This is a genomic window from Luedemannella flava, assembly GCF_039528515.1.
In the GTDB taxonomy this organism is placed as follows: domain Bacteria; phylum Actinomycetota; class Actinomycetes; order Mycobacteriales; family Micromonosporaceae; genus Luedemannella; species Luedemannella flava.
Map to the genome: position 1 here is coordinate 1 of NZ_BAAALT010000056.1, position 25352 is coordinate 25352.

The 25352-nt window shown below is 72.8% G+C and carries 29 protein-coding genes; 12 read left to right on the forward strand and 17 right to left on the reverse strand.

Features of this window, described 5'->3' with window-relative positions:
* The 4 genes from ABD211_RS11285 to ABD211_RS11300 form a co-directional block, all read left to right on the forward strand.
* Positions 1-1156: hypothetical protein (locus ABD211_RS11285; RefSeq protein ID WP_344129113.1), on the forward strand; the 1156-nt coding region annotated here is incomplete at its 5' end.
* 73 nt (positions 1157-1229) lie between these two features.
* Positions 1230-2537 (forward strand): VWA domain-containing protein, encoded by a 1308-nt coding sequence (locus tag ABD211_RS11290; RefSeq protein ID WP_344129115.1) that lies wholly within the window; start codon positions 1230-1232, stop codon positions 2535-2537.
* 12 nt (positions 2538-2549) lie between these two features.
* The gene (locus ABD211_RS11295; RefSeq protein WP_344129117.1) at positions 2550-3665 is read left to right on the forward strand and encodes an ATP-binding protein; all 1116 of its coding nucleotides are present in this window, start codon (positions 2550-2552) and stop codon (positions 3663-3665) included.
* Complete coding sequence (locus tag ABD211_RS11300) at positions 3662-6430, forward strand: DUF5682 family protein (protein WP_344129119.1); 2769 nt, start codon at positions 3662-3664, stop codon at positions 6428-6430. Before ABD211_RS11295 ends, ABD211_RS11300 begins: the two co-directional genes overlap by 4 nt.
* Positions 6431-6488: 58 nt before the next feature.
* Here ABD211_RS11300 and ABD211_RS11305 read toward each other — a convergent pair whose 3' ends face one another.
* The 4 genes from ABD211_RS11305 to ABD211_RS11320 all read right to left on the reverse strand — a co-directional run bounded on the left by ABD211_RS11305 (position 6489) and on the right by ABD211_RS11320 (position 10002).
* Positions 6489-6713 (reverse strand): hypothetical protein, encoded by a 225-nt coding sequence (locus ABD211_RS11305; protein ID WP_425560395.1) that lies wholly within the window; start codon positions 6711-6713, stop codon positions 6489-6491.
* Positions 6710-7846 carry a P-loop NTPase gene (locus ABD211_RS11310; RefSeq protein WP_425560396.1) on the reverse strand — a complete coding sequence of 379 codons (1137 nt, stop codon included), beginning with the start codon at positions 7844-7846 and terminating at the stop codon, positions 6710-6712. The genes ABD211_RS11305 and ABD211_RS11310 overlap by 4 nt, the downstream gene beginning before the upstream one ends.
* 85 nt (positions 7847-7931) lie before the next feature.
* Positions 7932-8576, reverse strand: a complete 645-nt coding sequence (locus ABD211_RS11315; RefSeq protein WP_344129186.1) for a DUF1003 domain-containing protein — start codon at positions 8574-8576, stop codon at positions 7932-7934.
* 172 nt (positions 8577-8748) lie between these two features.
* Positions 8749-10002 carry a magnesium transporter MgtE N-terminal domain-containing protein gene (locus tag ABD211_RS11320; RefSeq protein WP_344129123.1) on the reverse strand — a complete coding sequence of 418 codons (1254 nt, stop codon included), beginning with the start codon at positions 10000-10002 and terminating at the stop codon, positions 8749-8751.
* Positions 10003-10025: 23 nt separating this feature from the next.
* Here ABD211_RS11320 and ABD211_RS11325 point away from each other — a divergent pair, with 23 nt between their 5' ends.
* The 3 genes from ABD211_RS11325 to ABD211_RS11335 are packed head-to-tail and all read left to right on the forward strand — an operon-like array spanning position 10026 to position 11393.
* Positions 10026-10910 (forward strand): PhzF family phenazine biosynthesis protein, encoded by an 885-nt coding sequence (locus ABD211_RS11325; RefSeq protein WP_344129125.1) that lies wholly within the window; start codon positions 10026-10028, stop codon positions 10908-10910.
* A gap of 19 nt (positions 10911-10929) precedes the next feature.
* A complete protein-coding gene (locus ABD211_RS11330) occupies positions 10930-11157 on the forward strand; it encodes a hypothetical protein (RefSeq protein ID WP_344129127.1) in 228 nt (75 codons plus the stop codon).
* Between the two features lie 2 nt (positions 11158-11159).
* Positions 11160-11393 carry a PIN domain-containing protein gene (locus ABD211_RS11335; RefSeq protein WP_344129129.1) on the forward strand — a complete coding sequence of 78 codons (234 nt, stop codon included), beginning with the start codon at positions 11160-11162 and terminating at the stop codon, positions 11391-11393.
* Between the two features lie 178 nt (positions 11394-11571).
* Here the strand turns inward: ABD211_RS11335 and ABD211_RS11340 are convergent, their stop codons facing one another.
* From ABD211_RS11340 to ABD211_RS11360, 5 genes are all read right to left on the reverse strand, one after another.
* A complete protein-coding gene (locus ABD211_RS11340) occupies positions 11572-12042 on the reverse strand; it encodes a hypothetical protein (protein ID WP_344129188.1) in 471 nt (156 codons plus the stop codon).
* 25 nt (positions 12043-12067) lie between these two features.
* Positions 12068-12631: a class IV adenylate cyclase gene (locus tag ABD211_RS11345; protein ID WP_344129131.1), complete on the reverse strand. Its 564-nt coding sequence runs from the start codon at positions 12629-12631 to the stop codon at positions 12068-12070.
* 8 nt (positions 12632-12639) lie between these two features.
* On the reverse strand, positions 12640-13464 hold the full coding sequence (locus tag ABD211_RS11350) for a helix-turn-helix domain-containing protein (protein ID WP_344129133.1): 825 nt from the start codon (positions 13462-13464) through the stop codon (positions 12640-12642).
* Positions 13465-13701: 237 nt separating this feature from the next.
* A complete protein-coding gene (gene amrA / locus ABD211_RS11355) occupies positions 13702-14337 on the reverse strand; it encodes an AmmeMemoRadiSam system protein A (protein WP_344129135.1) in 636 nt (211 codons plus the stop codon).
* A complete protein-coding gene (locus tag ABD211_RS11360) occupies positions 14294-15040 on the reverse strand; it encodes an HAD family hydrolase (RefSeq protein ID WP_344129137.1) in 747 nt (248 codons plus the stop codon). The genes amrA and ABD211_RS11360 overlap by 44 nt, the downstream gene beginning before the upstream one ends.
* Before the next feature lie 108 nt (positions 15041-15148).
* Here ABD211_RS11360 and ABD211_RS11365 point away from each other — a divergent pair, with 108 nt between their 5' ends.
* Positions 15149-16222 (forward strand): DMT family transporter, encoded by a 1074-nt coding sequence (locus tag ABD211_RS11365; protein ID WP_344129139.1) that lies wholly within the window; start codon positions 15149-15151, stop codon positions 16220-16222.
* On the opposite strand, the gene ABD211_RS11370 is transcribed toward ABD211_RS11365, so the two are convergent.
* Entirely contained in the window at positions 16144-16974 is an 831-nt protein-coding gene (locus ABD211_RS11370; protein WP_344129141.1) for an SDR family NAD(P)-dependent oxidoreductase, read from the reverse strand. The genes ABD211_RS11365 and ABD211_RS11370 overlap by 79 nt on opposite strands.
* A gap of 23 nt (positions 16975-16997) precedes the next feature.
* On the opposite strand from ABD211_RS11370, the gene ABD211_RS11375 reads away from it, so the two are divergent.
* Positions 16998-17948, forward strand: coding sequence for an HpcH/HpaI aldolase/citrate lyase family protein (locus ABD211_RS11375; protein WP_344129143.1), 951 nt, complete (start codon positions 16998-17000; stop codon positions 17946-17948).
* On the opposite strand, the gene ABD211_RS11380 is transcribed toward ABD211_RS11375, so the two are convergent.
* The gene (locus ABD211_RS11380; protein WP_344129145.1) at positions 17945-18685 is read right to left on the reverse strand and encodes a DUF4190 domain-containing protein; all 741 of its coding nucleotides are present in this window, start codon (positions 18683-18685) and stop codon (positions 17945-17947) included. The genes ABD211_RS11375 and ABD211_RS11380 overlap by 4 nt on opposite strands.
* Positions 18686-18693: 8 nt before the next feature.
* A complete protein-coding gene (locus tag ABD211_RS11385; RefSeq protein ID WP_344129147.1) occupies positions 18694-19158 on the reverse strand; it encodes a DUF4190 domain-containing protein in 465 nt (154 codons plus the stop codon).
* 149 nt (positions 19159-19307) lie between these two features.
* Between ABD211_RS11385 and ABD211_RS11390 the strand changes: the two genes are divergently transcribed.
* A complete protein-coding gene (locus ABD211_RS11390; RefSeq protein WP_344129149.1) occupies positions 19308-20078 on the forward strand; it encodes an SDR family NAD(P)-dependent oxidoreductase in 771 nt (256 codons plus the stop codon).
* Here the strand turns inward: ABD211_RS11390 and ABD211_RS11395 are convergent.
* From ABD211_RS11395 to trxA, 5 genes are all read right to left on the reverse strand, one after another.
* Complete coding sequence (locus ABD211_RS11395) at positions 20069-20422, reverse strand: DUF4190 domain-containing protein (protein WP_344129151.1); 354 nt, start codon at positions 20420-20422, stop codon at positions 20069-20071. The two genes, ABD211_RS11390 and ABD211_RS11395, sit on opposite strands and share 10 nt — an antisense overlap.
* A 101-nt stretch (positions 20423-20523) precedes the next feature.
* Positions 20524-20895: a CoA-binding protein gene (locus ABD211_RS11400; RefSeq protein ID WP_344129153.1), complete on the reverse strand. Its 372-nt coding sequence runs from the start codon at positions 20893-20895 to the stop codon at positions 20524-20526.
* Entirely contained in the window at positions 20780-21667 is an 888-nt protein-coding gene (locus ABD211_RS11405) for a hypothetical protein (RefSeq protein ID WP_344129155.1), read from the reverse strand. The genes ABD211_RS11400 and ABD211_RS11405 overlap by 116 nt, the downstream gene beginning before the upstream one ends.
* A gap of 74 nt (positions 21668-21741) precedes the next feature.
* Positions 21742-22779, reverse strand: coding sequence for an Rv2578c family radical SAM protein (locus ABD211_RS11410; protein ID WP_344129157.1), 1038 nt, complete (start codon positions 22777-22779; stop codon positions 21742-21744).
* Between the two features lie 91 nt (positions 22780-22870).
* On the reverse strand, positions 22871-23224 hold the full coding sequence (gene trxA / locus ABD211_RS11415) for a thioredoxin (protein WP_344129159.1): 354 nt from the start codon (positions 23222-23224) through the stop codon (positions 22871-22873).
* A 160-nt stretch (positions 23225-23384) separates the two neighbouring features.
* On the opposite strand from trxA, the gene ABD211_RS11420 reads away from it, so the two are divergent.
* Together ABD211_RS11420 and ABD211_RS11425 are read left to right on the forward strand one after the other, a co-directional pair.
* Positions 23385-23858: a thiol-disulfide oxidoreductase DCC family protein gene (locus ABD211_RS11420; RefSeq protein WP_344129161.1), complete on the forward strand. Its 474-nt coding sequence runs from the start codon at positions 23385-23387 to the stop codon at positions 23856-23858.
* A gap of 729 nt (positions 23859-24587) precedes the next feature.
* A complete protein-coding gene (locus tag ABD211_RS11425; RefSeq protein ID WP_344129163.1) occupies positions 24588-25349 on the forward strand; it encodes a DUF695 domain-containing protein in 762 nt (253 codons plus the stop codon).
* Positions 25350-25352 lie beyond the last annotated feature (3 nt).

Consider the following 25352-nt stretch of genomic DNA (forward strand, 5'->3'; position numbering starts at 1 on the left):
CCTCGCGGCGCTCGCCGGCGGCCGGTCGGCGCTGCTCGGCGCCACGCACGACGCGCTGCAGGGCGCGGTGGACGCGGCGGTGGGCCGCACCCGCGCCGAGTGGTCCCCCGCTCCGGCCGGGGAGCCGGCCGCGGTGGACAACCTGCTCGCCGGGACCCGCTCGTGGTTGCGCGAGGTCGCGATCGGCGGCTGGCGGGGCGTCGACCATGACCTCGTCTCCGCCGCCAACCAGACGATCGCCGCGCTGCTCGCCGTGCCGGCCGCGCGCCGGCTCGCGGTCCTGCTCGACGGCCTCGCCGCCGAACTGCGGGCGGCCAGCCCGGTCGCCACGATGCCGAACGTCCCGCTGCGCCGCTGGGGCGACCTCTGGTCGCGGGCGATGCTGCTCGCCCAGAACGGCGGCTGGGCCGCGACCCCGACGGCCACTCCCGTCTCCGGCCGGCTGCTGGTGCTCGGCGTCGACGTGCACGAGCACAGCACGGTGGTGCAGCTGCAGGTCCACGGCGTCCTGGAGGCCCCCGGCGCCACCCCGCGCCTGGTGCGCGCCAGCGTCGCGGCCGCGAAGACGGACACCATCGTCGGCCCGGCCGTGTGGCGGCTGTTCGGCACCGTGCCGGTGCTGCGCGCCGCGCTCGCCGAGCACCGGGTCCTCGAACTGACCGACGTCCCGCTGCTGCCCAGCGGCGACCTGCTGTGGCGCGACGGGCAGGCGAAGGCCGGCGAGCCGGCCGACCCGTTCGCCACCGCCCGGGTGCTGCTCGCGGGCGCGCAGGCCCCGGCCGTGCCGCCGCTCGACCGGCACCCGGTCGCGCTCGCGGAGCTGGTCCTGGTGGAGGGCTACAGCGTGACCGAGGGCGTGTTGGAGCTGGGTGGCACGACACTCCCGGTGGCGCTCGACCGGCTGCCGTCCTGCGGGCCGCTCACCGCCGACCTGGTGGCCGCCTCGTCCGCCTGCATCGGGTTGTTGCGCTGGGACGGCGACTGGTCGCTGCAGCCGCTCGCGGTGCAGGGCACGGTGAAGAAGAAGCCGGTCTCGGCCCACAACAGCGACTGGGCCGAGACCATCACCGACGCCAAGGCGGCGAAGTCCGCCGCGGCGGCCGGCGACGCGGTCGCGGTGCTCCGCGAGCGCGCCGGAAGGTTGCTGCGCAAATGAGCGAGCGTCAGCGAGCGAATCATCGGCTCAGTGGTGAGTCATGCCGGCGCCGGAGCGCAGCGGAGGTGACGGCATGACCGAGCTGTCTTCCACAGATGCCAACCGGCGGCAGGTGCTCTACTGGCGGCTGCTCGGGCGGCTGTTCGATCCCGAGGAGCAGCCGGCGCTGGAGAGCGCCAGCATGGCGATCGTGGGCGACCTCGGCCTGCCCGCCGCGCTGCTCGACCCGCAGGTGTCGGTCGACACGATCGTGCAGCGCTTCCCCGAGATCGGCGAGGACCTGCACAACCTGATGGCCCCTTCGGCGGATGCCGAAACCGGGGGCGAGGTGCGTCGCGCCGCGCTCGTGTCGAAGGTGCTGCTCAACGTGTTCGCCACCGGCTCGGGCCAGGTGAGCGCGTCGCAGCTGCAGCGCTGGCAGTCCGACGCCGGGTGGTTCGAGTGCGCGCTGGGCATGCAGCCCGGCGAGCTGCGCGGCCGGCCCGGCGCGTCGAGCCTGGGCGGGGTGCTCGCCGGCCTTGAGGGCGACCTCGTGCGCCGCATGCACCTGCGCGAGGTGCTCGCCGACCCGAAGCTCGCCGCCCAGCTCACCCCGAGCATGTCGCTCATCGAGCAGCTGCTGCGCGACAAGCACAACCTGTCCGGGGTGGCGCTGGCCAACGCGAAGGCGCTCATCCGCCGGTTCGTGGACGAGGTCGCCGAGGTGCTGCGTACGCAGGTGGCGCAGAGTTCGGCGGGCACCATCGACCGGTCGGTGCCGCCGAAGCGGGTGTTCCGCAACCTCGACCTCGAACGCACCATCTGGAAGAACCTGACCAACTGGAGCCCGCAGGACGAGCGCCTCTACGTCGACAAGCTGTTCTACCGGCGCACCGCCAAGCGGATCACGCCGGCGCGGCTCGTCGTCGTGGTCGACCAGTCCGGCTCGATGGTCGACGCGATGGTCAACTGCACGATCCTGGCCTCGATCTTCGCGGGGCTGCCGAAGGTGGACGTTCACCTCGTGGCGTACGACACCCGGGCCATCGACCTCACGCCGTGGGTGCACGACCCGTTCGAGGTGCTGCTGCGTACCCAGCTGGGCGGCGGCACGGACGGCACGGTCGCCCTGGAGATCGCCCGACCGAAGATCACCGACCCGCGAAACTCCGTCGTGGTCTGGATCTCCGACTTCTACGAGTCGCGGGAGCAGGCCGTCTTCGACGGGCTGCAGGCCATGCACCGCTCCGGTGTCAAGGTCATCCCGGTCGGCTCGGTCAGCAGCGGCGGCCAGCAGAGCGTCAACCCCTGGTTCCGTCAGCGCTTCAAGGACATGGGCCGCCCGGTCCTGTCCGGACACATCAAAAAGCTCGTCGTCGAACTCAAGAACTTCCTCGCCTAGGAGACCCCTGCCATGACCAACGAAATGCTGCGCGCCCCCGCCGAGGTTAAGTACGCCGAGGAGCTCGACTGGCTGGAGTCCATCGACGACGGCCCCAAGCCGTTCTCGTGGCGGCTGAGCCCGAAGATGGTGCGCCTGTTCATCCTCGGCTCCGAGCGCGCCGACGGCCTCGACCGCGAGGTGGCGCAGAAGTGGTTCGGTGACCGCAGTTTCGTCGAGCGCAGCATCGTGACGCTCGCCTCGGACCGGGGCCTGCTGCTCATCGGCGACCCGGGCACCGGCAAGAGCTGGCTCGCCGAGCTGCTCGCCGCCGCGATCAGCCGCAACTCGACGCTCGTCGTGCAGGGCACGGCCGGCACCACCGAGGACCACATCAAGTACTCGTGGAACGTCTCGATGGTCATCGCCAAGGGCCAGTCGCGCGAGTCGATGATCCCCTCGCCCATCATGACGGCCATGGAGGGCGGCGTGATCGGCCGCTTCGAGGAGCTGACCCGCTCGACCAGCGACGTGCAGGACGCGCTGATCTCGATCCTGTCGGAGAAGTACGTCTCGATCCCCGAGCTGGACGACGACAACATCGTCTTCGCGAAGCCCGGCTTCTCCATCATCGCGACCGCGAACAGCCGCGACCGGGGCGTCAACGACCTGTCCTCGGCGCTCAAGCGGCGGTTCAACTTCGTGAAGATCCCCGTGGTGAGCAACAAGCGCAGCGAGGCCGAGATCGTCAGGTTCCGCACGGTCGAGCTGCTGCGTCGCCACCAGATCGAGCTGGACGTGCCGCCGAACCTGCTCGACATCCTGCTGCAGAGCTTCGCCGACCTGCGCGCCGCCGCCGCGTCGGCGACCAGCGACGACGAGAAGCTCGAGTCGGCGCTGTCGACGGCCGAGCAGATCGGCGTGCTGGAGGACGCGATCCTGCACAGCAACTTCTTCGGCGACCGCACCCTGCGCGCGGCCACCCTGGCCAGCTCGCTGGTGGGTTCGCTGGCCCGGCGCAGCCCGGAGGACCTGGCCATCCTCAACAAGTACCTGCACGGTGTCGTCGAGCCGCGCAGCAAGGCCGACGGCGGCGAGTGGCCCGAGTTCCTCGACGGCGGCCGTCAGGCGATCGCGACCCTGTCATGACGATGGGCCCGTTCGGTGAGCTGCGCGGGCAACTGGTCGGCGCGGCCGAACAGTTCGCCGGCGCGGACGCGATCAGCGGCATCCTCGCGGGGATCGTCGACGACGTCGACCGGGCGCTGAGCGAGCGGTTGGAGATCTTCCCGGTCTGCCACCACTCGCCGGCGTCCGGCCTGGCCATGGTGCGGCGCCTGCGCGACAAGCAGCCGAAGGTGATCTACCTGGAGCTGTGCGAGGACCTGACCCCGCTGCTGACCGAGCTGCGCAACTGCCGGCTGCCCGTGGCCCTGCAGGCGTTCGCGGCCGACCTCGACGGCTTCCCCAAGGAGTGGGGCCCACTGTCGGTGGTCGCCCCGATCACCGAGTCGTCGGCGGAATACCAGGCCATCGCGTACGCCCTGGAGACGCCGGGCGTCGAGCTCGTGCTCGTCGACCGGTCGACGGACCACGTCTTCCAGTGGCAACCGCGGGAGGAAGCCTCGTCCCACACCACCAGTGATGAGGACGGCGACCTGCACGGCGACGCGGTCGGCATCGAGATCGGCGACCTGCGGCCCCGCTTCGCGGAGCTGGAGGAGCACCTGCTCCACCACGGCCGGGTCCGGCACTGGTCGGAATGGTGGGACCAGTACGTCGAGCAGCCGCTCGTGACCGCCGACTACGACACGTACCGGCAGGTCATGGTGTTGATCGGCAGCCTGTTCCGGCGGCTGGCGCCGGGCGACGCGAAGCGGGTGACCACCGACGAGGACCGCGAGCGCTACATGTGGACGCGGATGCGCGAGCACCTGGCGGCCACCGGCGCCGACCCGGCCGACTGCCTCTACGTCTGCGGCGCGTTCCACGCCGCCAGCCACGTTCCCGAGTTCGGGGTGGACGGGTCCGGCGACTTCGCGATCTCGGAGCGCACGGCCACGAAGTGGCTCTACGGCCTGATCCCGTCGAGTCACTCCGCGATCGAGGCGCAGTTCGGCCTCGCGCCCGGCTCGGTGTCGATCGCGTCGGCGACCTGGCAGAAGGCGGTCAGCTCGGCGAAGCTGTCGACGTTCCAGCTCTCGGGCCAGAAGGGGAGCCGGAAGAAGGCCGCCAAGCTGGCGCCCGCCGTCGCGTCGACGCCGGTCGCCGACAAGCTGTCCGGCTACCTCGCCACCCCGCCCGAGCCGCTCGGGCTCGACGAGGACGAGCTGCTCGGCTGGTCCGTGGAGATCGTCCGACTGGCCCGCAAGAACGGGTACCTGTCGAGCACGGCCGACGCGATCGCGGTGTTCGAGACGTCGATCCTGCTGGCCGGCATGCGCAACCGCGCCCGCCCGACGCCGTACGACTTCGCGGACGCGGCCGTCACCTGCATCGAGAAGGACGTCGTGCCGGGTCGGCGCGACGTGCGCCGGCTGTGCGAGATCATGCTCGGCGGCGACCGGATCGGGCAGGTCGGCTACGACGCGCTGCCGCCGCTGGCCCGCGACGTGTACGACCGGCTCGCGCCGCTCGGGTTCGACCTGGAGCAGCGCAACATCCACCGGGCGCTCATGGACCTCGCGGCCCACCCCGAGCTGGAGCCGGTGTCGCACCTGCTGTGGATGCTGCGCTACCTGCTGCCCGACGGCGCGATCCGGCCGATCATGGGGTCGCGCCGGCTCGGCGAGAAGTCCATCCAGGAGAGTTGGGACCTCGCGATCGGCCGCAACCAGCGGGCGATCATCGAGCTGGGGTACGAGGGCGTCACGGTCGAACAGGTCGTCGAGCAGCGGCTGCGGCGCAGCGTCTGGGGTCAGGGCGCCACCGCCGCGAAGGCCCTCGCGGCCGTCGAGGACTCGATCCTCTTCCTCGGCAGCCGCCGGTTCACCGACGAGCTGGGCGCGCGGGCGGTCGAACTGCTCGCCGCCGAACGCACGGTCGACGAGGCACCGGAGGTGCTCCGCCGGGTGCGCCGGCTGCTGGCCCACTACCGGGCCACCGAGCCGGAGCTGCCCGCCTGGTGCAAGGACTTCGTCACCAGCGGGTACGCGCACTACTGCACCCTGCTGCCCACCGCGTTCGTCGACGACGAGTCGGGCGTGCGGCAGGTCGCGGCCATGCTGGGCTTCCTGTTCGGCATGGAGAGCCTGGCGATCTCGCTGGGCTGCGACCGGGCGCAGCTGGAGCTGGCCGTGGCGCAGTCGCACCCCGAGTCGCCGGCCAAGGTGGCGCTGCTGTGGGCGGCGCGCAACCAGCTCGGCCTGCTCACCGTGGCCGACCTGCGGGCGCGCTGCGACGAGCTGCTGGCCAACCCGCTCGTGGTGCCGTCGTTCCCGCAGTACCTGAGCGGGTTCGTGCAGGCGCTCGAGCCCGCGCCGAAGCTCGCGTCGTTCGTGGTGGAGGTGATCTCCAACGCGTTCGCGCGGCTGCCCGACCCGGTGCTGCTGCCGTGGCTGCCCACGCTGATCACCACGCTGAAGGACAACGCCGCGGAGTACGTTCCGCTGCTGATCCGGGAGGCGGGCCGCACCTTCCCCGCCACGCTCCCGGCGGTGGACGCCTTCGTGCCGCCGTGGGCCGCCAGAACAAAGCCGGCGGCGGTCGCGGCCGTTGTCGTCACGGACCGGCCGGCGGCGGCGCTGCTGCGCGCCCACCCGGACGCCACCGACGCGGTCGCGGCGTTGCTGGGCTGCCCCGGCGAATGGCGTGCGCCGGCGGCGACGCCGACGGCGGGCAACCCCGCCGCCCGAGCGCTCCTCACCGAGCACTCGGCGACAACAAGCGCGGTGGCGGCCCTGCTCGGGGCGTAACGCTGGTGAATCTTGGGACCAAAGTGCTGTCCTGGCGACACTTTGGTCCCAAGATCCCTTAGTCGTCCTCTTCCGGGTCCAGGTTGGTGGGCTCGTCGAGGACGTAGGCGCGCATGTCGAGTTCGTCGCGGGCGGGGGAGACGAACGCCGGGAGTTCCTCCGGGCCGAGTTGGTTGACGTAGTCCCAGAAGGCTCGCACCGCCTCGCCGCGCGAGTGGGCCTCGACCGGGATGGCGAGGCTGACCAGCCATTCGTCGCCCGGCAGCGGGCGCCGGGCGTTCATCGGCCGGCCGGCGACAGGCCGAGCGACCGCCCGGCGAGGCTCTCCCGGCGTACCGCCAGCCGGTCGGCGACCGCGGCCAGTGCCTGCGCCGCGGGCGACGACGGTTCCGCGAGCACGATCGGCGTCCCCGCGTCGCCGCCCTCGCGGACCCGGGTGTCCAGCGGGATCTGGCCCAGCAGCGGCACCTCGGCGCCGACGAGGCGGCTCAGCGAGCCGGCCACGACCGCGCCGCCGCCCGAGCCGAAGACCTCCATCCGGTCGCCGGTCGGCAGCTCCAGCCAGGACATGTTCTCCACGACGCCGACGAGGCGCTGGTGGGTCTGCAGGGCGATGGCGCCGGCCCGCTCGGCGACCTCGGCGGCCGCCGCCTGCGGGGTGGTCACCACCAGGATCTCGGCGCTGGGCAGCAGCTGGGCCAGCGAGATCGCCACGTCGCCGGTGCCCGGCGGCAGGTCCAGCAGGAGGACGTCGAGATCGCCCCAGTACACGTCGGCGAGGAACTGCTGCAGCGCGCGGTGCAGCATGGGCCCGCGCCAGACCACGGCGGCGTTGCCCTTGGTGAACATGCCGATCGAGATGACCTTCACGCCGTGCGCCTGCGGCGGCATGATCATTTCCTCGACCTGGGTGGGCCGGGCGTCGGTGCCGAGCATGCGCGGCACCGAGTGGCCGTAGATGTCCGCGTCGACCACCCCGACGGACAGCCCTCGGGCGGCGAGCGCGGCGGCCAGGTTCACCGTGACGCTGGACTTGCCGACCCCGCCCTTGCCGCTGGCCACCGCGTAGACGCGGGTGCGCGAGCCCGGCTGGGCGAACGGGATGACCGGCTCGGCGGCCTGCGGCCCGCGCAGCGAGGACTGCAGCTCCTGGCGCTGCTGCGGCGTCATCACCCCGAAGGAGACCGTGACGCCGGTCACGCCGGCCACCGAGAGCACGGCGGCGGTCACGTCCTCGCGCAGCTTGTCCTTGAGCGGACAGGCGGCCACCGTGAGCAGCACCTCGACGCGCGCCGCCCCGTCCGGGTCGAGCTGCACGTCGGCGACCATGCCGAGGTCCGTGATGGGCCGGCGGATCTCGGGGTCGTTGACGGTGGCGAGAGCCGCGCGGATGGCGTCAGGGTTCGGGTCTGGCATGGCACCCATGCTAGTTGGGACGCGGCCGGCGGACTTTTCGCCCTTGTTCGGCCCACACGTCCGCCCATCCGGTGCGACCATCAATTCAGGAGTCGCGCGTCTTGCCCCTTGAGGCGCGCGACTCCTTTACCGGGGTCGCGATGTCGTCCTCGTCGTCCTCGAATGCGTCCGGGTCCTCATCGAAGGCCAGCGCCTCCTCCCGGCGGGCGGCCCGGCGCAGGGCCCTCTGCTGTTCCTTGCGGGCGAGCTTGTGCCGCCGGTGCGCCGCCTCGTCGAGCTCCTCGGCCAGCCGGGCCAGCTCCGAGCGGAGGAAGTCGCGGGTGGCCACCTCGCCGAGCGCGATCCGCAGCGCCGCGATCTCCCGCGTCAGGTACTCGGTGTCCGCCTTCTGCATCGCGGCCCGCCGGCGATCCTCCTCGGCCGCCAGCCGGTCCCGGTCGGCCTGCCGGTTCTGCGCCAGCAGGATGAGCGGCGCGGCGTAGGACGCCTGCAGAGACAAAATCAAGGTCAGGAACGTGAAGGTGTACGGGTCGAAGCGCCATCCCCGGGGCGCGAGCGTGTTCCAACCGATCCAGGCGATGATCACCAGGGTCATGTAGAAGAGGAACTTCGCCGTCCCCATGAACCGGGCGATCCCCTCCGACCACCGGCCGAACGCCTCCGGGTCGAACCGGGGCAGTTTCGGCCCGCGCCGCAGCCGGGGCTGGTCGAGCCGGGTGTCGCGGGTCAGCGTCGTGCGGTTGTCGCGCGGCTCCCGCCACGGGATGACCTGCTCGGACCGTGGCTCCCGCCGCTCCGTCCCGCGCCGGCCCTCGGCATTACGGCGGCGCTCCACCCCGCGACGGACGTCGCTGCGTCGTTTTTCGGCGCCACGTCCCGGTTCCTCCGGAGGCGTCCCGTCGTCAGTCACGGCTGACCTGCTGGTCGCGGTCGCGCCAGTCGCGCGGCAGGAGCTGGTCGAGGACATCGTCGACGGTGACCGCGCCGACGAGCCGGTCGTCGTCCACGACGGGCATCGCGACCAGGTTGTACGTGGCCATCCGGCGGGTGATCTCGGGCAGCCGGGTGCCCGTGCCGAGCGGGTCGATGCCGTTGTCGACGATGCCGCCGAGCATCGCGGCGGGCGGCTCGCGCAGCAGCCGCTGGAAGTGCACCACCCCCAGGTAGCGCCCGGTCGGCGTGGCCATCGGCGCGCGGGCCACGTAGACGGCGGCGGCCAGCGCGGGGGACAGCTGCGGTTCGCGCACCCGGGCGAGCGCCTCGGCGACCGTGGCGTCCGGGGTGAGCACCACCGGCTCCGAGTTCATGATCGAACCGGCGGTGCCGGGGACGTAGTCGAGCAGCGCGCGGACGGGCGCCGACTCGTCGGGCTCCATGAGGTCGAGCAGCGTCTCCTGGTCCGGCTTGGGCAGCTCGGCGAGCAGGTCGGCCGCGTCGTCCGGGTCCATCTCCTCCAGGACGTCGGCGGCGCGCTCGGGGCTCAGCGCCCCGATGATCTCGACCTGGTCGTGCTCGGGCAGCTCCTCCAGCACGTCGGCGAGGCGCTCGTCGTCCAGCGCGGTGGCCACCTCGACGCGCCGCTCCTCGGACAGGTCCTGCAGCACGTTGGCCAGGTCGGCGGGGCGCATGTTGTCGAAGACGGCCAGCAGCGAGGCGGTGCCCTGCGACTCGGCCTCGCCGACCAGGCCGCCCACCTCGGCCCAGTCGAGCTGGTAGAGGTGGCCCCGGCGGGACAGCCGCCCGGTGTACTCCCGGACGGCGACCCGGCTGAGCACCCAGTCGCCGAGGCGACCGGTGGTCTCCATGGCCACGTCCACGACGGTGGCAGCGACGCCCGTACCCGTGATGGTGACCTTGCGGTCGAGCAGGTCCTCGAGGATGAGCAGCTCGCCGGGGCGCTTCTCGAACCGGCGCAGGTTCAGCGTGCCGGTGCTGAGCACGACCGACTCGGCGTCCACCGAGGTGACCCGGCCGATCGGCAGGAAGATGCGCCGCCGCAGCGGCATCTCCGCGACCAGGCCGACGACCCGGGGCGGAAGCCCGCCGTCGCGGATGCGCGCCACGGCGTCGCGGACCCGCCCCACCTGGTCTCCGTTAGGGTCGAAGACGGCGAGGCCGGCGAGCCGGGCGACGTAGACCCTGGTCGCCGTCGTCACGCCACCAGACTAGAGGAGTGGCGATGGCCAAGCTGCAGTACGAGATCGTCGACGTCTTCACCGACCGGCCCTTCACGGGCAACCCGCTGGCGGTGGTGTTCGGCGCGGAGGGCCTGGCCACCGAGCAGTTGCAGGCGCTCGCTCGGGAGTTCCACCTCTCCGAGACGGCGTTCGTGCTGCCGCCGTCCGACGGCGCGACGTACCGCTTGCGGATCTTCACGCCCGAGGTCGAGCTGCCCTTCGCCGGGCACCCGTCGGTGGGCACGGCGGTCACGCTGTCGCGGCGTGGGTGGGCGGGCCTCGACGCCGCGTCGAACGCCGAGGTGGTCCAGGAATGCGGCGCGGGCCTGCTGCCCATCCAGGTGTACGCCGATGGGCGCGCGACCCTGACGGGCGGCCCGCCGACGCTCGGCCCCGAGCTGGACCCCGCCCCGCTGCTGGGGATCGTGGGCCTGACCGCCGACGATCTCGCCGGCCCGCCCCCGCGCACGGCCGGTTGCGGCCTGGAGTGGACGTTCCTCGCCGTCCGCCCCGACGCGGTGGTCCGCGCGAGCCTGAACAGCGACGCGGCGCGCCGTCAGGGGGTGACCGAGCTGGTGGTGTTCGCCTGGGACGCCGACCGTCGCGCGTCCCACGCCCGCGTCTTCGTCCCCGGCTCCGGCGTCCCCGAGGATCCGGCCACCGGCTCCGCCGCGCTCGCCTTCGGCGTCTACGCCGTGGCCGTCGGCCTGCTGCCCGCCGACGACCGTTCGACCTACACGATCCACCAGGGCGCCGAACTGCACCGCCCGTCCACACTGGAGTGCACCGTCACCGCCGCCTCCGGCACCGCCCAGGGCGCGACCGTCACGGGCGCCGTGGTCCCCATCGCGACGGGCGAGATCGCCGTCCCACCCTTCATCGGCTGACCCCGCGTAAACTCGCGATATGAGCGTCACGCTGGATCTTCCTGATCACGTACTCCGCCGGTTGGCCGCCGAGGCCGACCGGCGCGGCGTGCCGCTCGCCGCCGTCGTGACCGAGTTGGTGGAGCACCTCCCGCCGGCCGACGAACAGCCGGTCCGCCGGTTGGCCTTCATCGGCGTGGGCGCGTCGGCGGGCGGCATCACCCACCGGATCGATGAGCTTCTGGACGAGGGGTCCGGTCGGGACTGACCGTGCTCATCGTCGATACCGGAGTCATCGTCGCAGCTGCGGACCGGTCAGATCGCCACCATTCGGCGCCCGTGTTGTTGGAGGAGGCAACCGGTCCGCTGGTGACGTCCCCACTGGTTGTCGCGGAAGCGGCCTACCTGATCAACAGGGAACTCGGGTCAGCAGCCGAAGAGTCGCTGTTCACAGCGATCGTCGAAGGTGCACTGGTGGTTGAGTCGTTGACGGCTGCGGATTAGGCCCGCGTCCGGGAACTCGTGCACAAGTATCGCGATCTTCCGCTGGGCGGCACGGACGCGAGTGTCATAGCGCTCGTTGAACGGCACCGGCTCGCCGAGGTCGCGACTCTGGACCGCCGGCACTTCAGCGTGGTGCGGCCGGTCCACATCGCTTCCCTGACGCTTCGCCCCTGAGTGGTCAGGGGCGCTTGCGGACGCGGTGGAGGCGGAAGGGGCGGCGGACGCGGTGGACCGCGGGGGTCTCCGGGACCGGGGCGGACAGGGAGGTGTCCGGGAGGGTCGGGCCGGCCTCAACCGGGTCGCCGTCGGGGGTGAGGCGGCAGACCAGGACCTCCGGGGACTCCCAGCGGCGGGCCAGCTCCTCACCGCCGGGGCCGTTGAGGCGCTTGGCGGCCAGTTGCGGCACGACGGCCGTCCACGCCTCGTCGCCGGGGCGCAGCCGGTGCACCTGGGCGGGCCAGGTGACGACCCGGCCGCCATGGTCGCCGCGGGCGGTGACGGCCGCGCGGGACGCGGTGGCCAGGCCCGGCAGCGGCTGCTCGCCGGCGCCGTCGCCGACCACGTGCAGGGCGCCGTCGAGCCACACGCACCAGACCGGGTACGCCCGGTTGTCGCCGACGGTCAGCCAGGCGACCGCCGCCTTCTTCATCGCCTCTTCGACCAGCGGATGCACCCTATGAGGATGCCCGTTGGGAGGCGACCATGTCCACGTAGAAGGTCGGTTCGAGGTCCGGTTCGTGCAGGTTGAGGGCCGCGAGTACGTCGTTGATGACCTGGCGGGCGCCGCCGACCTCGGTCTCGTCCTCGACCAGGGTCTCTATCTCCAGGAACGTGCCGTCCAGCTCGGGCACGTTCACCACGGTGGCCTTCACGTGGTAGTTCTCCCGGTCGAACGCGAAGTTCACACAGTGTTTCGTGTACGCGATCACGGGTTCGAGACCCAGCTGGGACAGGATGGCGCGGGCCGCCTCCGGTTCCGCGATGTCCGTCTCGTACTCGGGGGTGCTGGCCTCGTCGAGCATGGCGCCCTTGAACGTCCAGACGGCGTGCGTCCGTTCGTCCTCCTCGATGACCCGGATGCGCAGCTCCTGCCGGCCGGCGTTGCCCAACCGGCGGTCGGGATAGTCGTAGTACGTGTCGCGGTACGTGCTCGGCCGCCCGTCCGACCTGGACTTCAGGTGGGCGAGAACCGACGCGGCGTCGCGTACCCGTGCCTTCAGCTCAACCTCGATGGCCATGACGGTCCCTAGATAACTCGATGCGCCCCGTCCCGCAGGTCGTCAAATGTCCGCCGGAAGCCGTGGAACAGCGCGCCGCCGGTGGTGTTCACCAACTTGTACGTGGGTGACTCATGTCCTTCCCACTGTGCTGAGAATGACGACACGTACAGGGTGTCGTCCATCCCGATCATCCGCCAGACCGGGACCTCGTCGTAGAGGTACACCTCCGTGGGCACCGCGGCCGCAAGTTCCCGTAGCCGGACCAGCGACAGCCGGATGCCGCCGGTGAACGCCTCGACGGACTCGTCGATCTCGCCGGCCCGTTGGGTGGCGGCCGCCGAGTCGGGGTCGAGCAGCAGCACCCGCAGCGTCGGGCGCGGCGCGGCGCCGAGCACGCTGCGGCGCAGCAACGAGTCCTTGAAGCCGATGATCCCCAGCGCCCGTACGGCGAGGATGTCCAACCGGCTGGTGGCCGCGGCCCGGGCGCGGATGTCCGCCTCGGCGGCCGCCTGGTGGGCGAACGTCGCGAGGACCTCGCCGACGGGGGTGGGTTCGGCGGCCACCCGGGGCGCGAGCCCCATCGTGACGCGCGCGTGGTCGGGCATGTCGAGGCCGTCGGCGATCCGCTCGAAGACCTGCAGGCTGGTGATCTGCCGGGTGCCGCGCATGATCTCGCTGACCCGGCCCTGCAGGATGCCGACGGCGTTGGCGACGCGGTGCTGCGAGGCGCCACCGTACTGCTGGGCGACGCGCAGGATGCCGGCGGCGTCACGGGAGCGCAGCGCCGCCCGGGCCGCCTCGGACCGCCACGCCCAGTCGGGGATCTGGATCGGTTGGAAGACGCCGACCATGGTGAGGGCTCCATCGATGCGCGTTATCTCAGCGTGAGATTAGCGGGTGAGACCACGGTGGCGCGATGGGTGGCCGCGAAGGATCTACGGCAGGGTCTTACCGGGGGCCCGCCCGCCGCGCGGCTACGCGGCGGCCGGGAAGGGGGGTTGGCGGTGTCGCGCCCGTCAACCGACCGTGGGGGCGGTGCTGAGCGGTCGCTGGCGCCGCCCCACGGTCGTGGGGCCACTGTGGACGGCTCAGCCGAGCGGGGACCGGGGCGCGGGGTCGTGGAACTCCGGCGCGGTGTAGCGGCTGACGGCCGCGCCCTCGGGCAGCTGCCCTGCCGGCCAGCCGCCCTTGGCGAGCAGTTGGGCGACGAAGGCCGCCGGCTCCCGCAGCTTCTCCCAGACCACGGGCAGGAACGTCGCCTGCCGCGCGCCGACCGAGATCACCAGCCCGTCCACCCGGGGGCGCAGGGCCGCGAGCAGCGCCGGCAGGTCCGCCACGGCCAGCGGGGCGAGCGGGCTGAGCACCGAGACGCTCACGTCCAGGCGCGGCCACTCGGCGGCGGTGACCGGCGGCAGCCGCGGGTCGCGCATCGCCCGTACGGCGTTCGCGGTCGCGTCGAGGTAGAGCGGCCGCACCGGGCGGAGGCTGCCGATGCAGCCCCGCAGCTCGCCGTCGCGGTGCAGCGACACGAACGAGGCGCCGAGGCGGCGCAGGGCGGCCGACTGGGGCGGGCGCCCGTCGCGGGGCGAGCCCGACAGGGCGGCGCCCACGGCCCGCGCGGCGCACCGGGCCAGGAACCGCCCCTCGGTCGCGGACAGCCCGCCGTCCGCCGCCGGGACGTCAGCCGGGGCCGACCGGCGCGAGTCGCGCGCGTGGCCGCTCATCGGCCCAGTATGGCTCGCCGCCATCGACGAGATCGAGGGCATCGATCAGGCGGGTCACGACGGCGCCGGGCCAGTCGGGCTCGGCGTTGAAGCTGAGATGCTCGACGAGGTCGGGCGCCGCCAACTGGACGGCGGTCATGCCGGCGTGCGTGGCGCCCGACAGTTCGCAGCCGCCGCCGTCGCCGATGTAGAGGCAGTCGGCGGGGTCGACGCGCAGCCGCGCGCACACCGTGGCGTAGAGCGCGGGGTGGGGTTTCGCGACGCCGACCCGCGCCGAGTAGACGGTCGCGTCGAACAGCGGGGCGACCGGGAGGGTCGCGAAGATGTCGGGCAGCTCGTCGCTGCAGTCGCTGACCAGGCCCGTGCGCAGGCCCCGCGCGCGCAGCGCGCGCAGGGTCGGGACGGCCTCGGCGCGCAGCCGGATGTCGTCCCGGATGGCCCGCCGCCGCAGCCGCGCGGCCGTCCGCACCTGCCCGGCGTCGGGGTGGACGCCCTGCATGCGGGCCAGCCTCGCGAGCATGCCCTCGATGTCGGCGAAGCCGCCCCGGGCGCGCAGCGCCCACGTGCGGTTGAGCAGCTGCGCGAACGCGCTCGGTTCGCAGCCCAGCGTGCGGGCCACCTCCGCGTGGAGCGGACCGCGCTGGTAGGCACGGGTCAGCGTGCCGAAGAAGTCGAAGATCACGGCGCGATAACGAAACGTCATGATTATGTGACTCCGAGTCAGACCCCCGCCTGCCATCGACTACGCGAGCGTACCGACGCAATCACCGTTGGTAAACCCGCGCTTCGCAATTTGCACCACGGGCCTGGCATGATCGTGCCCGTGCGCCACCACCAGCAGTTCCACGCCGCCTCCTACGCGGCGCTCGGCATTGCCGTCATCTCCGTCTCCGCCTCCGGCCCGCTCATCGCGTACGCCGCGGCCCCAGCCCTGGCCGTGGCGTTCTGGCGCAACGCGATGGCGATCGGCCTGCAGGCGCCGTGGGCGGTGGCCCGCCGGGGCGAGCTGGCCGCGCTGGCCTGGGGGGCGAACCGCCGGGAGGGCCTGTTCTGCGTGCTCGCCGGGGTGGCGCTCGCGGGGCACTTCGCCACCTGGGTGCCCAGCGCGAAGCTGACCAGCGTCGCCACCGCCACCGCGCTGGTCGCGACCCAGCCGGTGTGGCAGGGCCTCATCGCTGCCGCGCAGGGCATGCGGCTGCCGGTGGTGACCTGGGTCGGTATCGGCCTGGCCGTGTGCGGCGCGGCGGCCGCGACCGGGGTGGACCTGCACGCCGAGGGCACCGCGGTGCTCGGCGACCTGCTGGCACTCGCCGGCGGCCTGCTCGCCGCCTGCTACACGGCGCTGGGCGAACGCGCCCGCGTCACCACGACCACCACCGCGTACACGACCGTCTGCTACACCGTGTGCGGCCTGATCCTGCTGGGCGTCTGCCTGGTCGGCGGGGTCCCGCTGGGCGGCTACCCCACGACGGCGTGGATCGCGCTGGCCGCGATCACCCTCGGCCCTCAGCTGCTCGGCCACTCGCTGCTCAGCTACTCCCTGCGGCACATCGCCGCCACCACGACCTCACTCGTGGTGCTGCTGGAGGTGCCGGGCGCCGCCCTGCTCGGCTGGCTGTGGCTGGACCAGCGGCCCCGGCTGGCCAGCCTGCCGGGCCTGGCGCTGCTCGTCGCCGGCGTGGTGCTGGTGATCGTGGCCGACCGACGCGCCGCCCGCGCGACCGCGACGCTGCCCGTCGCCCCGGACGGCGACCCGGCGCTGTCCGTGACCCCCGCCCGGACCGCGCCCGCTCGGATCACGCCCGATCAGAGGCCGAGCGCGGACTCGCTCGCCGCCCAGAGCGCCGACGCCGCCGCCGGGTCGGCGGCGCGCGGCCCCGGCTGAGTCAGCTTCCGGTCCACGTAGTAGCCGCCCGAGGTGATCGCCGCCGCCGGCTCGGTGGCCAGCCACAGCAGCGTGTCCGCACCCTGCTCCGGACTGCGCAGCCCGGGAGCCCACCGGTAGAAGAACTGCACGACCGGGCTCTCCCCGCCGAACCGCGACCGCACCACCCCCGGGTGGTACGACGTGGACAGGATCTCCGGCCACCGCCCGGCCGCCTCCAGCGCGAACAGCACGTTCGCCTGCTTGGCCGCGCCGTAGGCGGAGAACCGCGTGTACCGGGCCCGCGTGCCGTTCAGGTCGGCCGGGTCCAGGCGGCCCCGCGCGTGGATCACCGAGGCCGTGTTCACGATCCGCCCGCCGGTGAGCCGGTCGCGCAGCAGGTGCGACAGCAGGAACGGCGCCAGGTGGTTGGTCTGGATGGTCAGCTCGAAGCCGTCCACCGTGGTGTAGCGCCGCGCGATCATGCCGCCCGCGTTGTTGGCCAGCACATCGACGCGCGGATGGTCCGCGCGCAACCGTTCGGCCAGCCCCCGCACCTCGTCCAGCACAGCGAAATCACAGGGGTACGCCGTGACGGCGCCGCCGCTCGCGGCAGCGCGTACCCCCGAGGTGGCCTCGGCGAGGCGGGCCTGGTTGCGCCCGACCAGGGCGACCGACCAGCCACGTCGCGCGAACTCGACGGCGGCCGCCTGGCCGATGCCCGAGCTCGCCCCCGTCACCACCGCGAGACGCGGGTCGTCATCGTTGACCATGGGCGGGAGATTACCCTGCCCGCATGCGCGCTCGTAGATCCTGCCTCGCCGTCCCCGGCTCCAACCCGCGGATGCTGGACAAGGCCCGCACCCTGCCCGCGGACCACGTGTTCCTCGATCTCGAGGACGCGGTGGCGCCGCTGGCGAAGGAGGGTGCCCGGGCCAACGTGGTCGCGGCGTTGCGCGAGGGCGGCTGGGACGGCAAGACCCGCGCGGTGCGGGTCAACGACCTGAGCACGCCGTGGACCTACCGGGACGTGATCGAGATCGTCGAGGGCGCCGGCGACCACGTCGACTGCCTGGTGCTGCCCAAGGTCCGCGACGCGGGCCAGGTGATCTGGGTCGACACGCTGCTCACCCAGATCGAGAAGACGCTCGGCCTGCCGATCGGCGGCATCGGGCTGGAGCTGCAGATCGAGACCGCCGGTGGGCTCGTGGAGGTCGACGCGATCGCGGCCGCGTCGGAGCGCGCCGACGCGCTCGTGTTCGGGCCGGCCGACTTCATGGCGTCGCTGAACATGCCGTCGCTCGCGGTGGGGGAGCTGAGCCCCGACTACCCGGGCGACCCGTTCCACTACGTGCTCATGCGGCTGCTGGTCGCGGCCCGCAGCCACGACCTGCAGGCGATCGACGGGCCGTACCTGCAGATCCACGACGTGGCGGGGTTCACCGCGTCCGCGCGGCGCAGCGCCGCGTTGGGCTTCGACGGCAAGTGGGTGCTGCACCCGGGCCAGATCGAGGCGGCCAACGAGGTCTACTCCCCGTCGGCGGAGGCCTTCGACCGGGCCGAGCTGATCCTCGACGCGTACGAGCACGCGACGTCCGAGGCCGGGGGCGCGCTCGGCGCGGTCATGCTCGGCGACGAGATGATCGACGAGGCGTCCCGGAAGCTCGCCCAGGTCATCGCGGCCAAGGGCCGGGCGGCCGGACTGCGGCGGGCGACGGCGTCCCCGCCGCCGCCCGCGCGCGGCTAGAAGCTGTCCGGATCGGAGTACGTCGGCGCGTTGTTGAACGCGTAGACGAACAGCAGGACCACGGCGGTGATCACGATCACGCCGAGGCCGACGGCGATCCAGCCGATGAGGATGCCGGCCTTGGCCATGCCCTCGCCGCCCTGGTCGCGTTCCAGGATCTGGCGCCGGGCGACGTGGCCGAGGATCGCGCCGACGATGCCCAGCGGGCCGCCGAGGCCGTAGAGACACAGGCCGAGGATGGAGACGAGCGACACGATCAGGGACGCGATGGCGAGCCCGTTGTTGGGCTTCGCCACGGCTGCCGGGTAGCCCGGGTAGGCGTGGCCGGGATAGGCCGGGGCGGGGGCGCCGCCGTAGCCGGGAACCGTGCCGTAACCGGCCGGGCCGCTGGTCGGCGGCTGCGCCGGGTAACCGGCGGGCGCCGGGAAGCCGGGCTGCGCGGGGTAGCCCGGGGCCGCCGGGGGATAGCCCGGTTGGGCCGGATAGCCCGGTTGGGCCGCGTAGCCCGGTTGGGCCGCGTAGCCCGGTTGGGGGAACGCGGCCGGCGGGGCGACCGACGGCTGGTCCAGCGGGGCGTAGCCCGTCGACACGGGCTCCGGCGGGGCCTGGGCCGGGGTGAAGACCGGCGCCACCGGGTCCAGCACCGTGGGCTGCGGCAGCGGGGCCGGCGGCGCCAGCGGGGCGGGCGCCGGCGGCGCGGCGGGATCGCCCCAGGATGCCGGGGGTTGTTCGTTCATGCGGTGCCTCAGTACGTACTGGTGGCGAAGGAGGTGCCGAACATGCCCGCGACCATCAGGGCGTAACCGCCGCAGCAGAGCACCCAGATGGCGGTGGTGACCCAGCCCACGATGATGCCGGCCAGCGCGAAGCCGTCGCCCTGCTCGCCGCGCTCAGCGATCTGGCGCTTGGCGATGTGGCCCATGATGGCGGCGATGAAGCCGAAGCCGAGGATCGCCGTGATCAGCGAGGCGATCGCCAGCCCGTTCGTGGGCGCGGCGGCCACGGGCACGCCGTACGGCGACGGCTGGTAGCCGGGGACCACCTGGTACGGCGGCTGCGGCGGGCCGTAGGCCGGCGGCGGCGGTGGCGCGTACGCCGGGTTGGGGGTGGTCGGCGGCAGGGCGGCGGCCGGGTCGGCCGGGTAGGCGGGGGCGGTCGGGTCCGTCCACGCCGGCTGACCGGGCGGCTCGGGCTGGCCGGGATATGTCATGTCAGTTCTTTCCGGGGGTGGGTTCCCGCGCCGTCCGGGGCGGGTTTGAGGAGCCATCAGGGTACAGGCTCGCCGCCCGCCGTGGATTCCGTTGATCCGACTCAGCTGGGTGTTTGCCGGGCGGACCGAAGCCCGGCAGGATCGCGGGCATGGGTTTTGAATCCGACCGGCTCGACGGCCGGGTCGCGCTCGTCACGGGGGCCGGCAGTCAGGACGGGATCGGGTTCGCCACGGCGGCCCGACTGCAGGCGCTGGGCGCGCGGGTGGCGATCGTGTCCACCACGAAACGCATCCACGAGCGCGCGGCCGAGCTGGGCGTGACCGGCTTCGTCGCCGACCTGACGGTCGAGGCCGAGGTCGGCGCGCTGGCCGACGCGATCGTCGAGCAGCTGGGCGACGTGCAGGTCGTGGTCAACAACGCGGGCCTGGCCAGCAAGGCGAGCCCCGAGGTGATGCGGCCCGTCGCGCAGCTGACCTACGACGAGTGGCGCCACGAGCTCGACCGCAACCTGTCCACGGCGTTCCTGGTGAGCCGGGCGTTCGCACCGGGCATGGCGGAGCGGGGCTGGGGGCGCATCGTCAACCTGGCCGCCACGGCCGGTCCGGTGAACGCGCTGCCCACCGAAGCGGGCTACGCGGCCGCCAAGGCGGGCGTCGTCGGGCTCACCCGGGCGCTGGCCATGGAGCTGATCGCGGACGGGGTCACGGTCAACGCCGTGGCGCCGGGCCTCATCCACACCGGGTCGTCCACGCTCGCCGAGCTGAAGTACGGCCTGGAGGCCCCGATGGGCCGCCCGGGCACGCCGGACGAGGTGGCCTCGGCCATCGCGTTCCTCTGCACGCCCTCGGCGTCCTACATCACCGGGCAGATGCTCGTGATCGACGGGGGTAACAGCGTGCGCGAGGTCCGTTACCGCTGAGCGGGGTCGCCGAACGTCCCGTTGATGTCCATCAGCTCGAACACGATCAGGCCGCAGCAGCTGGCCAGGACCACGCCGGTGATGGCGTACCCGGCGATGAGGCCGGCCGTGGCGAGCCCGTCGCCCTCGTCGCCGGTGGCCCTGATCTGCCGCTTGGCGACGTGGCCGAGGACGATCCCGGCCGGCGGGAACACGAACGCCATGATCAGCGCCAGGATCGCCAACCGGTTGGTGCTGCGCACCGAGCTCACCGGCGACGGCGGGATGTAGGTCGACGAGTACGCCGGCGGGTAGGCGGGCGGGTAGTGCCCGTCCGGCGGTGTGGCCTCTGGCTGCGTCGTCACGTGCGCCTCCTCCGTCCCCGGCCCGGGTCTGACGCACTGGTGGAGCACAGCGATCGTAACGCCGCACGGGCCGCGCAACAGCACAAACGGCGCGGTGTACCTCAGGCGCGGAAGCCGGGCGCGGTCAGCCGGTTCACGGCGCGGACCACGGCCGTGCACTGGTCCTCGACGTAGTCGACGCCAGCCGCCTCCGCGAGCCGCCGCCCCTCGGGCGAGACGATGCCGAGCTGCAGCCACACCGCCGGGGCGCCGACCGCGATCGCGTCCCGCACCACCGCGGTCGCCGCCCCGCTCGGGCGGAACACGTTCACCAGGTCAACGGGGAAGGGCACGTCGGCGAGGGCGGGGTAGCAGTGTTCACCCCAGATCTCGTCGGCCGACGGGTTCACCGGGACGATCCGCCAGCCGTGCAGCGCCATCTGCAACGGGACCGAGTGGGCCGACTTCTCGGCGTGGCGCGACGCGCCGACCACCGCGATCGTGGTCGAGGTCGCGAGGATCTCGCTGGGGCTGCGCACCAATCGACTCTAGCCCGGCCGCCGGCGGGCCGAGGACGTCCGCGAGCAGGGCCCGGTGGCCGGCCTCGGTGCCGATCGCGTCCCGGCTGTGCGGGTCGTCCACGTGGTAGCGCAGCGCCGCGACGAGGAACTCGGGGTCCACATCGAGGTGGCGCACCGGCAGCCAGACCCGGCCGGGCGCGGGCTGGTCGACGGTGAGGCCGAGCAGCCAGTCGCCGTGCGCCTCGAGGCGCGGCGTGCCGGGTCGCATGGCCGCCCACGGCACGGTCCGGCGGCGCACGGTCGTGGCGACCTGGACGCCGTCGCGCGTGAGGACGAGCGACGGCCGGTTGGTCGACAGCGCCGTGAGGTGGATCATCCCGGTCGCGGCCGCGCCGGCGAGCAGCGCCCAGCCGAGCGGACCGAGGGCGACGGCCGGGCCGCCCGCCGCGGCCGGTTCGGCGAGCACGCCGGCCGACAGCAGGGAGAGCAGCACCACGCCCACGCTGAACAGGCGGCTGCGCCGCCGGGGGCCGACCCGGAAGGCGCCGCCCCGCACGGTGAACCGGGTCGCGCCGCGGGCGGGCGCCGCGTTCACGGCGAGTCCGGCCGCGGCGAGCATGCCCCCGAACACGCAGATGACCCGCGCGGGGGTGGCCGACGTGGGAACGGTGAGGTGGGCGATCAGCCCGGCGAGCCATGCCGTGGCCGCCCCGACGAGCAGTCCGACTGCGGTTGCCAAGCGCACGAGGGAGGAATCTACCCTCGTGGATTATCCGCCCGGCAGGGTATGGCCGGTTGGTCCTCCTGAGCCTTTCGGTCTCACAGCAGAGTGGGTTGGGTGGCGGAATCGGCCTTCTGTTCGATGTGGACGGTTGTTCGGGACGGCTCGACGCGCCGATCGGCGGCGTCCGCGCGCACCAGGCCGTGGCGCCGCGCGGCCATCCGGACCCGCGCGCCCACCCCTTGCTGGTACGCCGCTGGCGCGTAGGAACCCGTGCCGTAGAGCTCGCGGTAGCGGGGGAGCAGGTCGGGGCGGTGCCGGGCGATCCAGGCCGCATACCACTCCCGGGCGCCGGGCCGCAGGTGCAGCACGATCGGCGTGACGCCGGCCGCGCCGGCGGCCGCGACGGCCGACACGGTCTCGTCGATCGACTCGGCCGTGTCGGTGAGCCCCGGCAGGAGCGGCGCCATGAGCACGCCGACCGCGAACCCGGCGTCGGCCAGCCGGCGCACGGCGTCCAACCGCCGGCGCGGGCTCGGCGTGCCGGGCTCGACGGCGCGCCACAGCGCCTCGTCGACGAAGCCGACCGAGACGCTCAACCCGACGGTGGTCACCTCGGCCGCCTGCCGCAGCAGGTCGAGGTCGCGGGTGATGAGCGTGCCCTTGGTGAGGATGGAGAACGGGTTGGCGGCGTCGCGCAGCGCGGCGAGGATCTCGCGCATCAGCCGGTAGCGCCCTTCGGCGCGCTGGTAGCAGTCGACGTTGGTGCCCATCGCGATGGGCGCGCCCGACCAGCGCGGCGCGGCGAGCTCGCGGCGCAGCAGCTCGCCGGCGTTGACCTTGACGACGATCCGGCTGTCGAAGTCGTGACCCGCGTCGAACTCGAGGTAGGTGTGCGTGTTGCGGGCGAAGCAGTAGACGCAGGCGTGCGAGCAGCCCCGGTAGGGGTTGACGGTCCACTCGAAGGGCGCCCGCGAGGCTCCCGGCACCCGGTTGATGATCGACTTAGCGTGGATCTCGTAGCACGTGATGCCCGCGAACTCCGGGGTGTCGAACGTGCGCACCACCGCCCCGGGCAGGCTCAACGGCAGCTCGGGCGCCCCCGACCCGGCAGCTTCGAGATGTGACCACCGCACGCTTCATTCGAACATACGTTCGTCGTCCGGGGCAACCGAAGCGACGGAGCGCCCCCGGCGCATCGCCGGGGGCGCTCCGTAACGGGCTACGTCAGGCCGCGAGCTTCGCGCGGACCTCGTCCATGTCCAACTCGCGCACCTGCTTGATGTACGCCTCGAGCTTCGACTGCGGCATCACGCCGGCCTCCTGGTGCACGAGCACGCCGTCCCGGATGATCATGATCGTGGGGATCGTGCGGATCTGGAACTCCGCCTGCGTCGCGGGGTTGGCCTCGGTGTCGAGCTTGCCGAAGACGACGTCGGGGTGAAGCTCCGACACCCGCTCGTACGTCGGGGCGAACCGCTTACACGGGATGCACCAGTCGGCCCAGAAGTCGACGAGGACGATGCCCTCGCCGCTGGTCACCTCACTGAAGTTGGCGTCGGTCAGCTCGATGGTCGCCATGGCGTGAATCTCCGCTCGTTGACTGTGGGAGCCGGTTTCATCGGCTCACGTGCATGTAAACCGTGGCGCGTCACCCGGCATTCCCGCCGTCGGGCGTGCCGGCCCGGGATGTGCGGCGGGTCACTCTGGCGCGGCGCCGTGCGTGGGCAAGACTAATAACGTGAGTACCCCCGCCCAGGCTGTGTTCCTCTACGACGGCGACTGCGCCTTCTGCAGCAGTTGCGCGCGGTTCCTCACGCGCCGCGTCCCGACCCCGGCCACCGTCGCCGCGTGGCAGCGCGTGGACATCGCCGCCCTCGGCGTCACCGGGGCGGAGTGCGACACGGCCGTCCAGTGGATCACCGCCGACGCGACGGGCCGCCCGACGCACGTGAGCGGCCCGGCCGCCATCGCCGCCCTGCTGCGCTCCTCGACCCCGGCCTGGCGCGTCCTCGGCCGACTGCTGGCCGTCCGGCCCGTGCTCGCCGCCGCCGGCCCGGTCTACCGCCTGGTCGCCCGCAACCGTGACCGGATGCCCGGCGGCACGGCCGCCTGCGCCCTGCCCCAAGCGGAGCGCGCGGCGACCGACACCACCCGTCCCCCGACCCTCTCCAACGCTTCCGCGATCACCGGCATCGGCCTCAAGAGGCCCTGACACGCGCCGACTGACCCGGCACGTCGGCCCGTAGCGCGGGATCCGCCGACGTTTGGCCAGTTACGTGCGGAACTCGCCGCGCAATGACACGCGTAATTGCCCAAACGTTTACTACTCTCACCGTCCGCGGGCCGACCGATCAAGAAAGCGCCAAGGGCGCGCCGCCCGCTGGTGCCTAGATCTCCGTTTTGTGTACAGGAGTGCAGCTGGGCCGCGCTCTGGTGCACGAAAGAGCGATCTTGACGACAAGCCGGGGCGGTTTGTCCCCTTATTGGGTTGCCGAGACCACGCGTCCGCACCGCATTCGACCGGTCAGGGGCCGCCGCGCGTCGACGACCGGCGATCGGAACGCGTGCGTCCGTTCACTGATCGTGGAGCGCGACGGTCGAGTAACCGTCACGCTGCGTGCAATTTGCGGGTGGCAAACCCAGATTTTGGTCACGTTTGAATAACTGTGACCTAGGTCTCGCCTGGGCCTCTTCACAGACCGTGACCAGGGCCGTCAAACTCATTTCCATAAGCGTAGGCGGCGGGTGCCGGGGAGGGCCCCGCCGTTTACTGCGTCTATGGGCGGTTCCGCCACACGGAGCGTCACGATAACCGTGAGTGATGACCCCCTATCGTCCGATCGACCACCCTGAGTGACCTGTTGCGGGGTTTCGGCACCGCCGCACCGTCTGCGACACTCCCGGGGTTGTGCACACCCCGGCACACCCCGCGGAGGAACCCATGGGCCTCATCGGACGTCTCCTCGGCCGTCGGTCCGCTCGATGGACGCAGGAATGGGCGGCCTACCCGGCCGACCTCGGCGACGATTCCAAGGTCTACATCGTCGATCTCGGTGCGGTGGCGGCCGCGCCCGTCCTCGAGCTGCCCATCCGGCTCGACGTCGAGGCCCGCTACGCGGCCGGCCCCGACGGCATGCCGGACGCCGCCACGCTGGCGGACCTCGAGCGCCTCGACGGCGTCCTCGACGACGCCGTGCACGCCCTCGGCGGTCACGTCGTCGGCCGGGTGACCGGGTCGGGCGTCCGCCTGGCCACGGCGCACCTGCCCGCTGAACCGGCCGCCGCGCTGCCGCTGCCGACCGGCCCACGCCTGGCGGTCACCACCGCCACGCAGTACGACCCCCAGTGGGCGTACGTGCGGGACAGCCTCGCGCCGGACGAACGCCAGGCGCACATCGTCAACGACCTCGCCCTCATCGCCGTCCTCGACGCCCAGGGCGACGAGCTCGGCGCCCCCCGCCCGCTCGCCCACGCGGCGTACTTCGACGGCACCGATCCGGCCGAGGGAGCCGCCGGCGAGCTGCGCACGATCGGCTTCGCGGTCACCGTCGAGCGCGACGACGAGGGCCTGTACGCCCTGACCGCCGTGCGCACCGACCCGGTGCGCCCGCCGGCCGTGCACGAGGTGACCTGGTCGGTGAAGACCGCGGCCGACCGCCACGGCGGCACGTACGACGGCTGGAGCTGCCTGCCCCCCGGCTGACCC

What these genes read in the sequence shown, in the direction of transcription:
- ABD211_RS11325 (WP_344129125.1), top strand. Translation starts at nt 10,026, where the DNA reads ATGGCCAAGCTGCAGTACGAGATCGTCGACGTCTTCACCGACCGGCCC.
- ABD211_RS11305 (WP_425560395.1), bottom strand. Translation starts at nt 6,713, where the DNA reads ATGAACGCCCGGCGCCCGCTGCCGGGCGACGAATGGCTGGTCAGCCTC.
- ABD211_RS11350 (WP_344129133.1), bottom strand. Translation starts at nt 13,464, where the DNA reads ATGGTCGGCGTCTTCCAACCGATCCAGATCCCCGACTGGGCGTGGCGG.
- ABD211_RS11330 (WP_344129127.1), top strand. Translation starts at nt 10,930, where the DNA reads ATGAGCGTCACGCTGGATCTTCCTGATCACGTACTCCGCCGGTTGGCC.
- ABD211_RS11425 (WP_344129163.1), top strand. Translation starts at nt 24,588, where the DNA reads ATGGGCCTCATCGGACGTCTCCTCGGCCGTCGGTCCGCTCGATGGACG.
- ABD211_RS11340 (WP_344129188.1), bottom strand. Translation starts at nt 12,042, where the DNA reads ATGAAGAAGGCGGCGGTCGCCTGGCTGACCGTCGGCGACAACCGGGCG.
- ABD211_RS11370 (WP_344129141.1), bottom strand. Translation starts at nt 16,974, where the DNA reads ATGGTCAACGATGACGACCCGCGTCTCGCGGTGGTGACGGGGGCGAGC.
- ABD211_RS11390 (WP_344129149.1), top strand. Translation starts at nt 19,308, where the DNA reads ATGGGTTTTGAATCCGACCGGCTCGACGGCCGGGTCGCGCTCGTCACG.
- ABD211_RS11290 (WP_344129115.1), top strand. Translation starts at nt 1,230, where the DNA reads ATGACCGAGCTGTCTTCCACAGATGCCAACCGGCGGCAGGTGCTCTAC.
- ABD211_RS11385 (WP_344129147.1), bottom strand. Translation starts at nt 19,158, where the DNA reads ATGACATATCCCGGCCAGCCCGAGCCGCCCGGTCAGCCGGCGTGGACG.
- ABD211_RS11345 (WP_344129131.1), bottom strand. Translation starts at nt 12,631, where the DNA reads ATGGCCATCGAGGTTGAGCTGAAGGCACGGGTACGCGACGCCGCGTCG.
- ABD211_RS11380 (WP_344129145.1), bottom strand. Translation starts at nt 18,685, where the DNA reads ATGAACGAACAACCCCCGGCATCCTGGGGCGATCCCGCCGCGCCGCCG.
- trxA (WP_344129159.1), bottom strand. Translation starts at nt 23,224, where the DNA reads ATGGCGACCATCGAGCTGACCGACGCCAACTTCAGTGAGGTGACCAGC.
- ABD211_RS11360 (WP_344129137.1), bottom strand. Translation starts at nt 15,040, where the DNA reads ATGACGTTTCGTTATCGCGCCGTGATCTTCGACTTCTTCGGCACGCTG.
- ABD211_RS11365 (WP_344129139.1), top strand. Translation starts at nt 15,149, where the DNA reads ATGATCGTGCCCGTGCGCCACCACCAGCAGTTCCACGCCGCCTCCTAC.
- ABD211_RS11375 (WP_344129143.1), top strand. Translation starts at nt 16,998, where the DNA reads ATGCGCGCTCGTAGATCCTGCCTCGCCGTCCCCGGCTCCAACCCGCGG.
- ABD211_RS11310 (WP_425560396.1), bottom strand. Translation starts at nt 7,846, where the DNA reads ATGCCAGACCCGAACCCTGACGCCATCCGCGCGGCTCTCGCCACCGTC.
- ABD211_RS11295 (WP_344129117.1), top strand. Translation starts at nt 2,550, where the DNA reads ATGACCAACGAAATGCTGCGCGCCCCCGCCGAGGTTAAGTACGCCGAG.
- amrA (WP_344129135.1), bottom strand. Translation starts at nt 14,337, where the DNA reads ATGAGCGGCCACGCGCGCGACTCGCGCCGGTCGGCCCCGGCTGACGTC.
- ABD211_RS11300 (WP_344129119.1), top strand. Translation starts at nt 3,662, where the DNA reads ATGACGATGGGCCCGTTCGGTGAGCTGCGCGGGCAACTGGTCGGCGCG.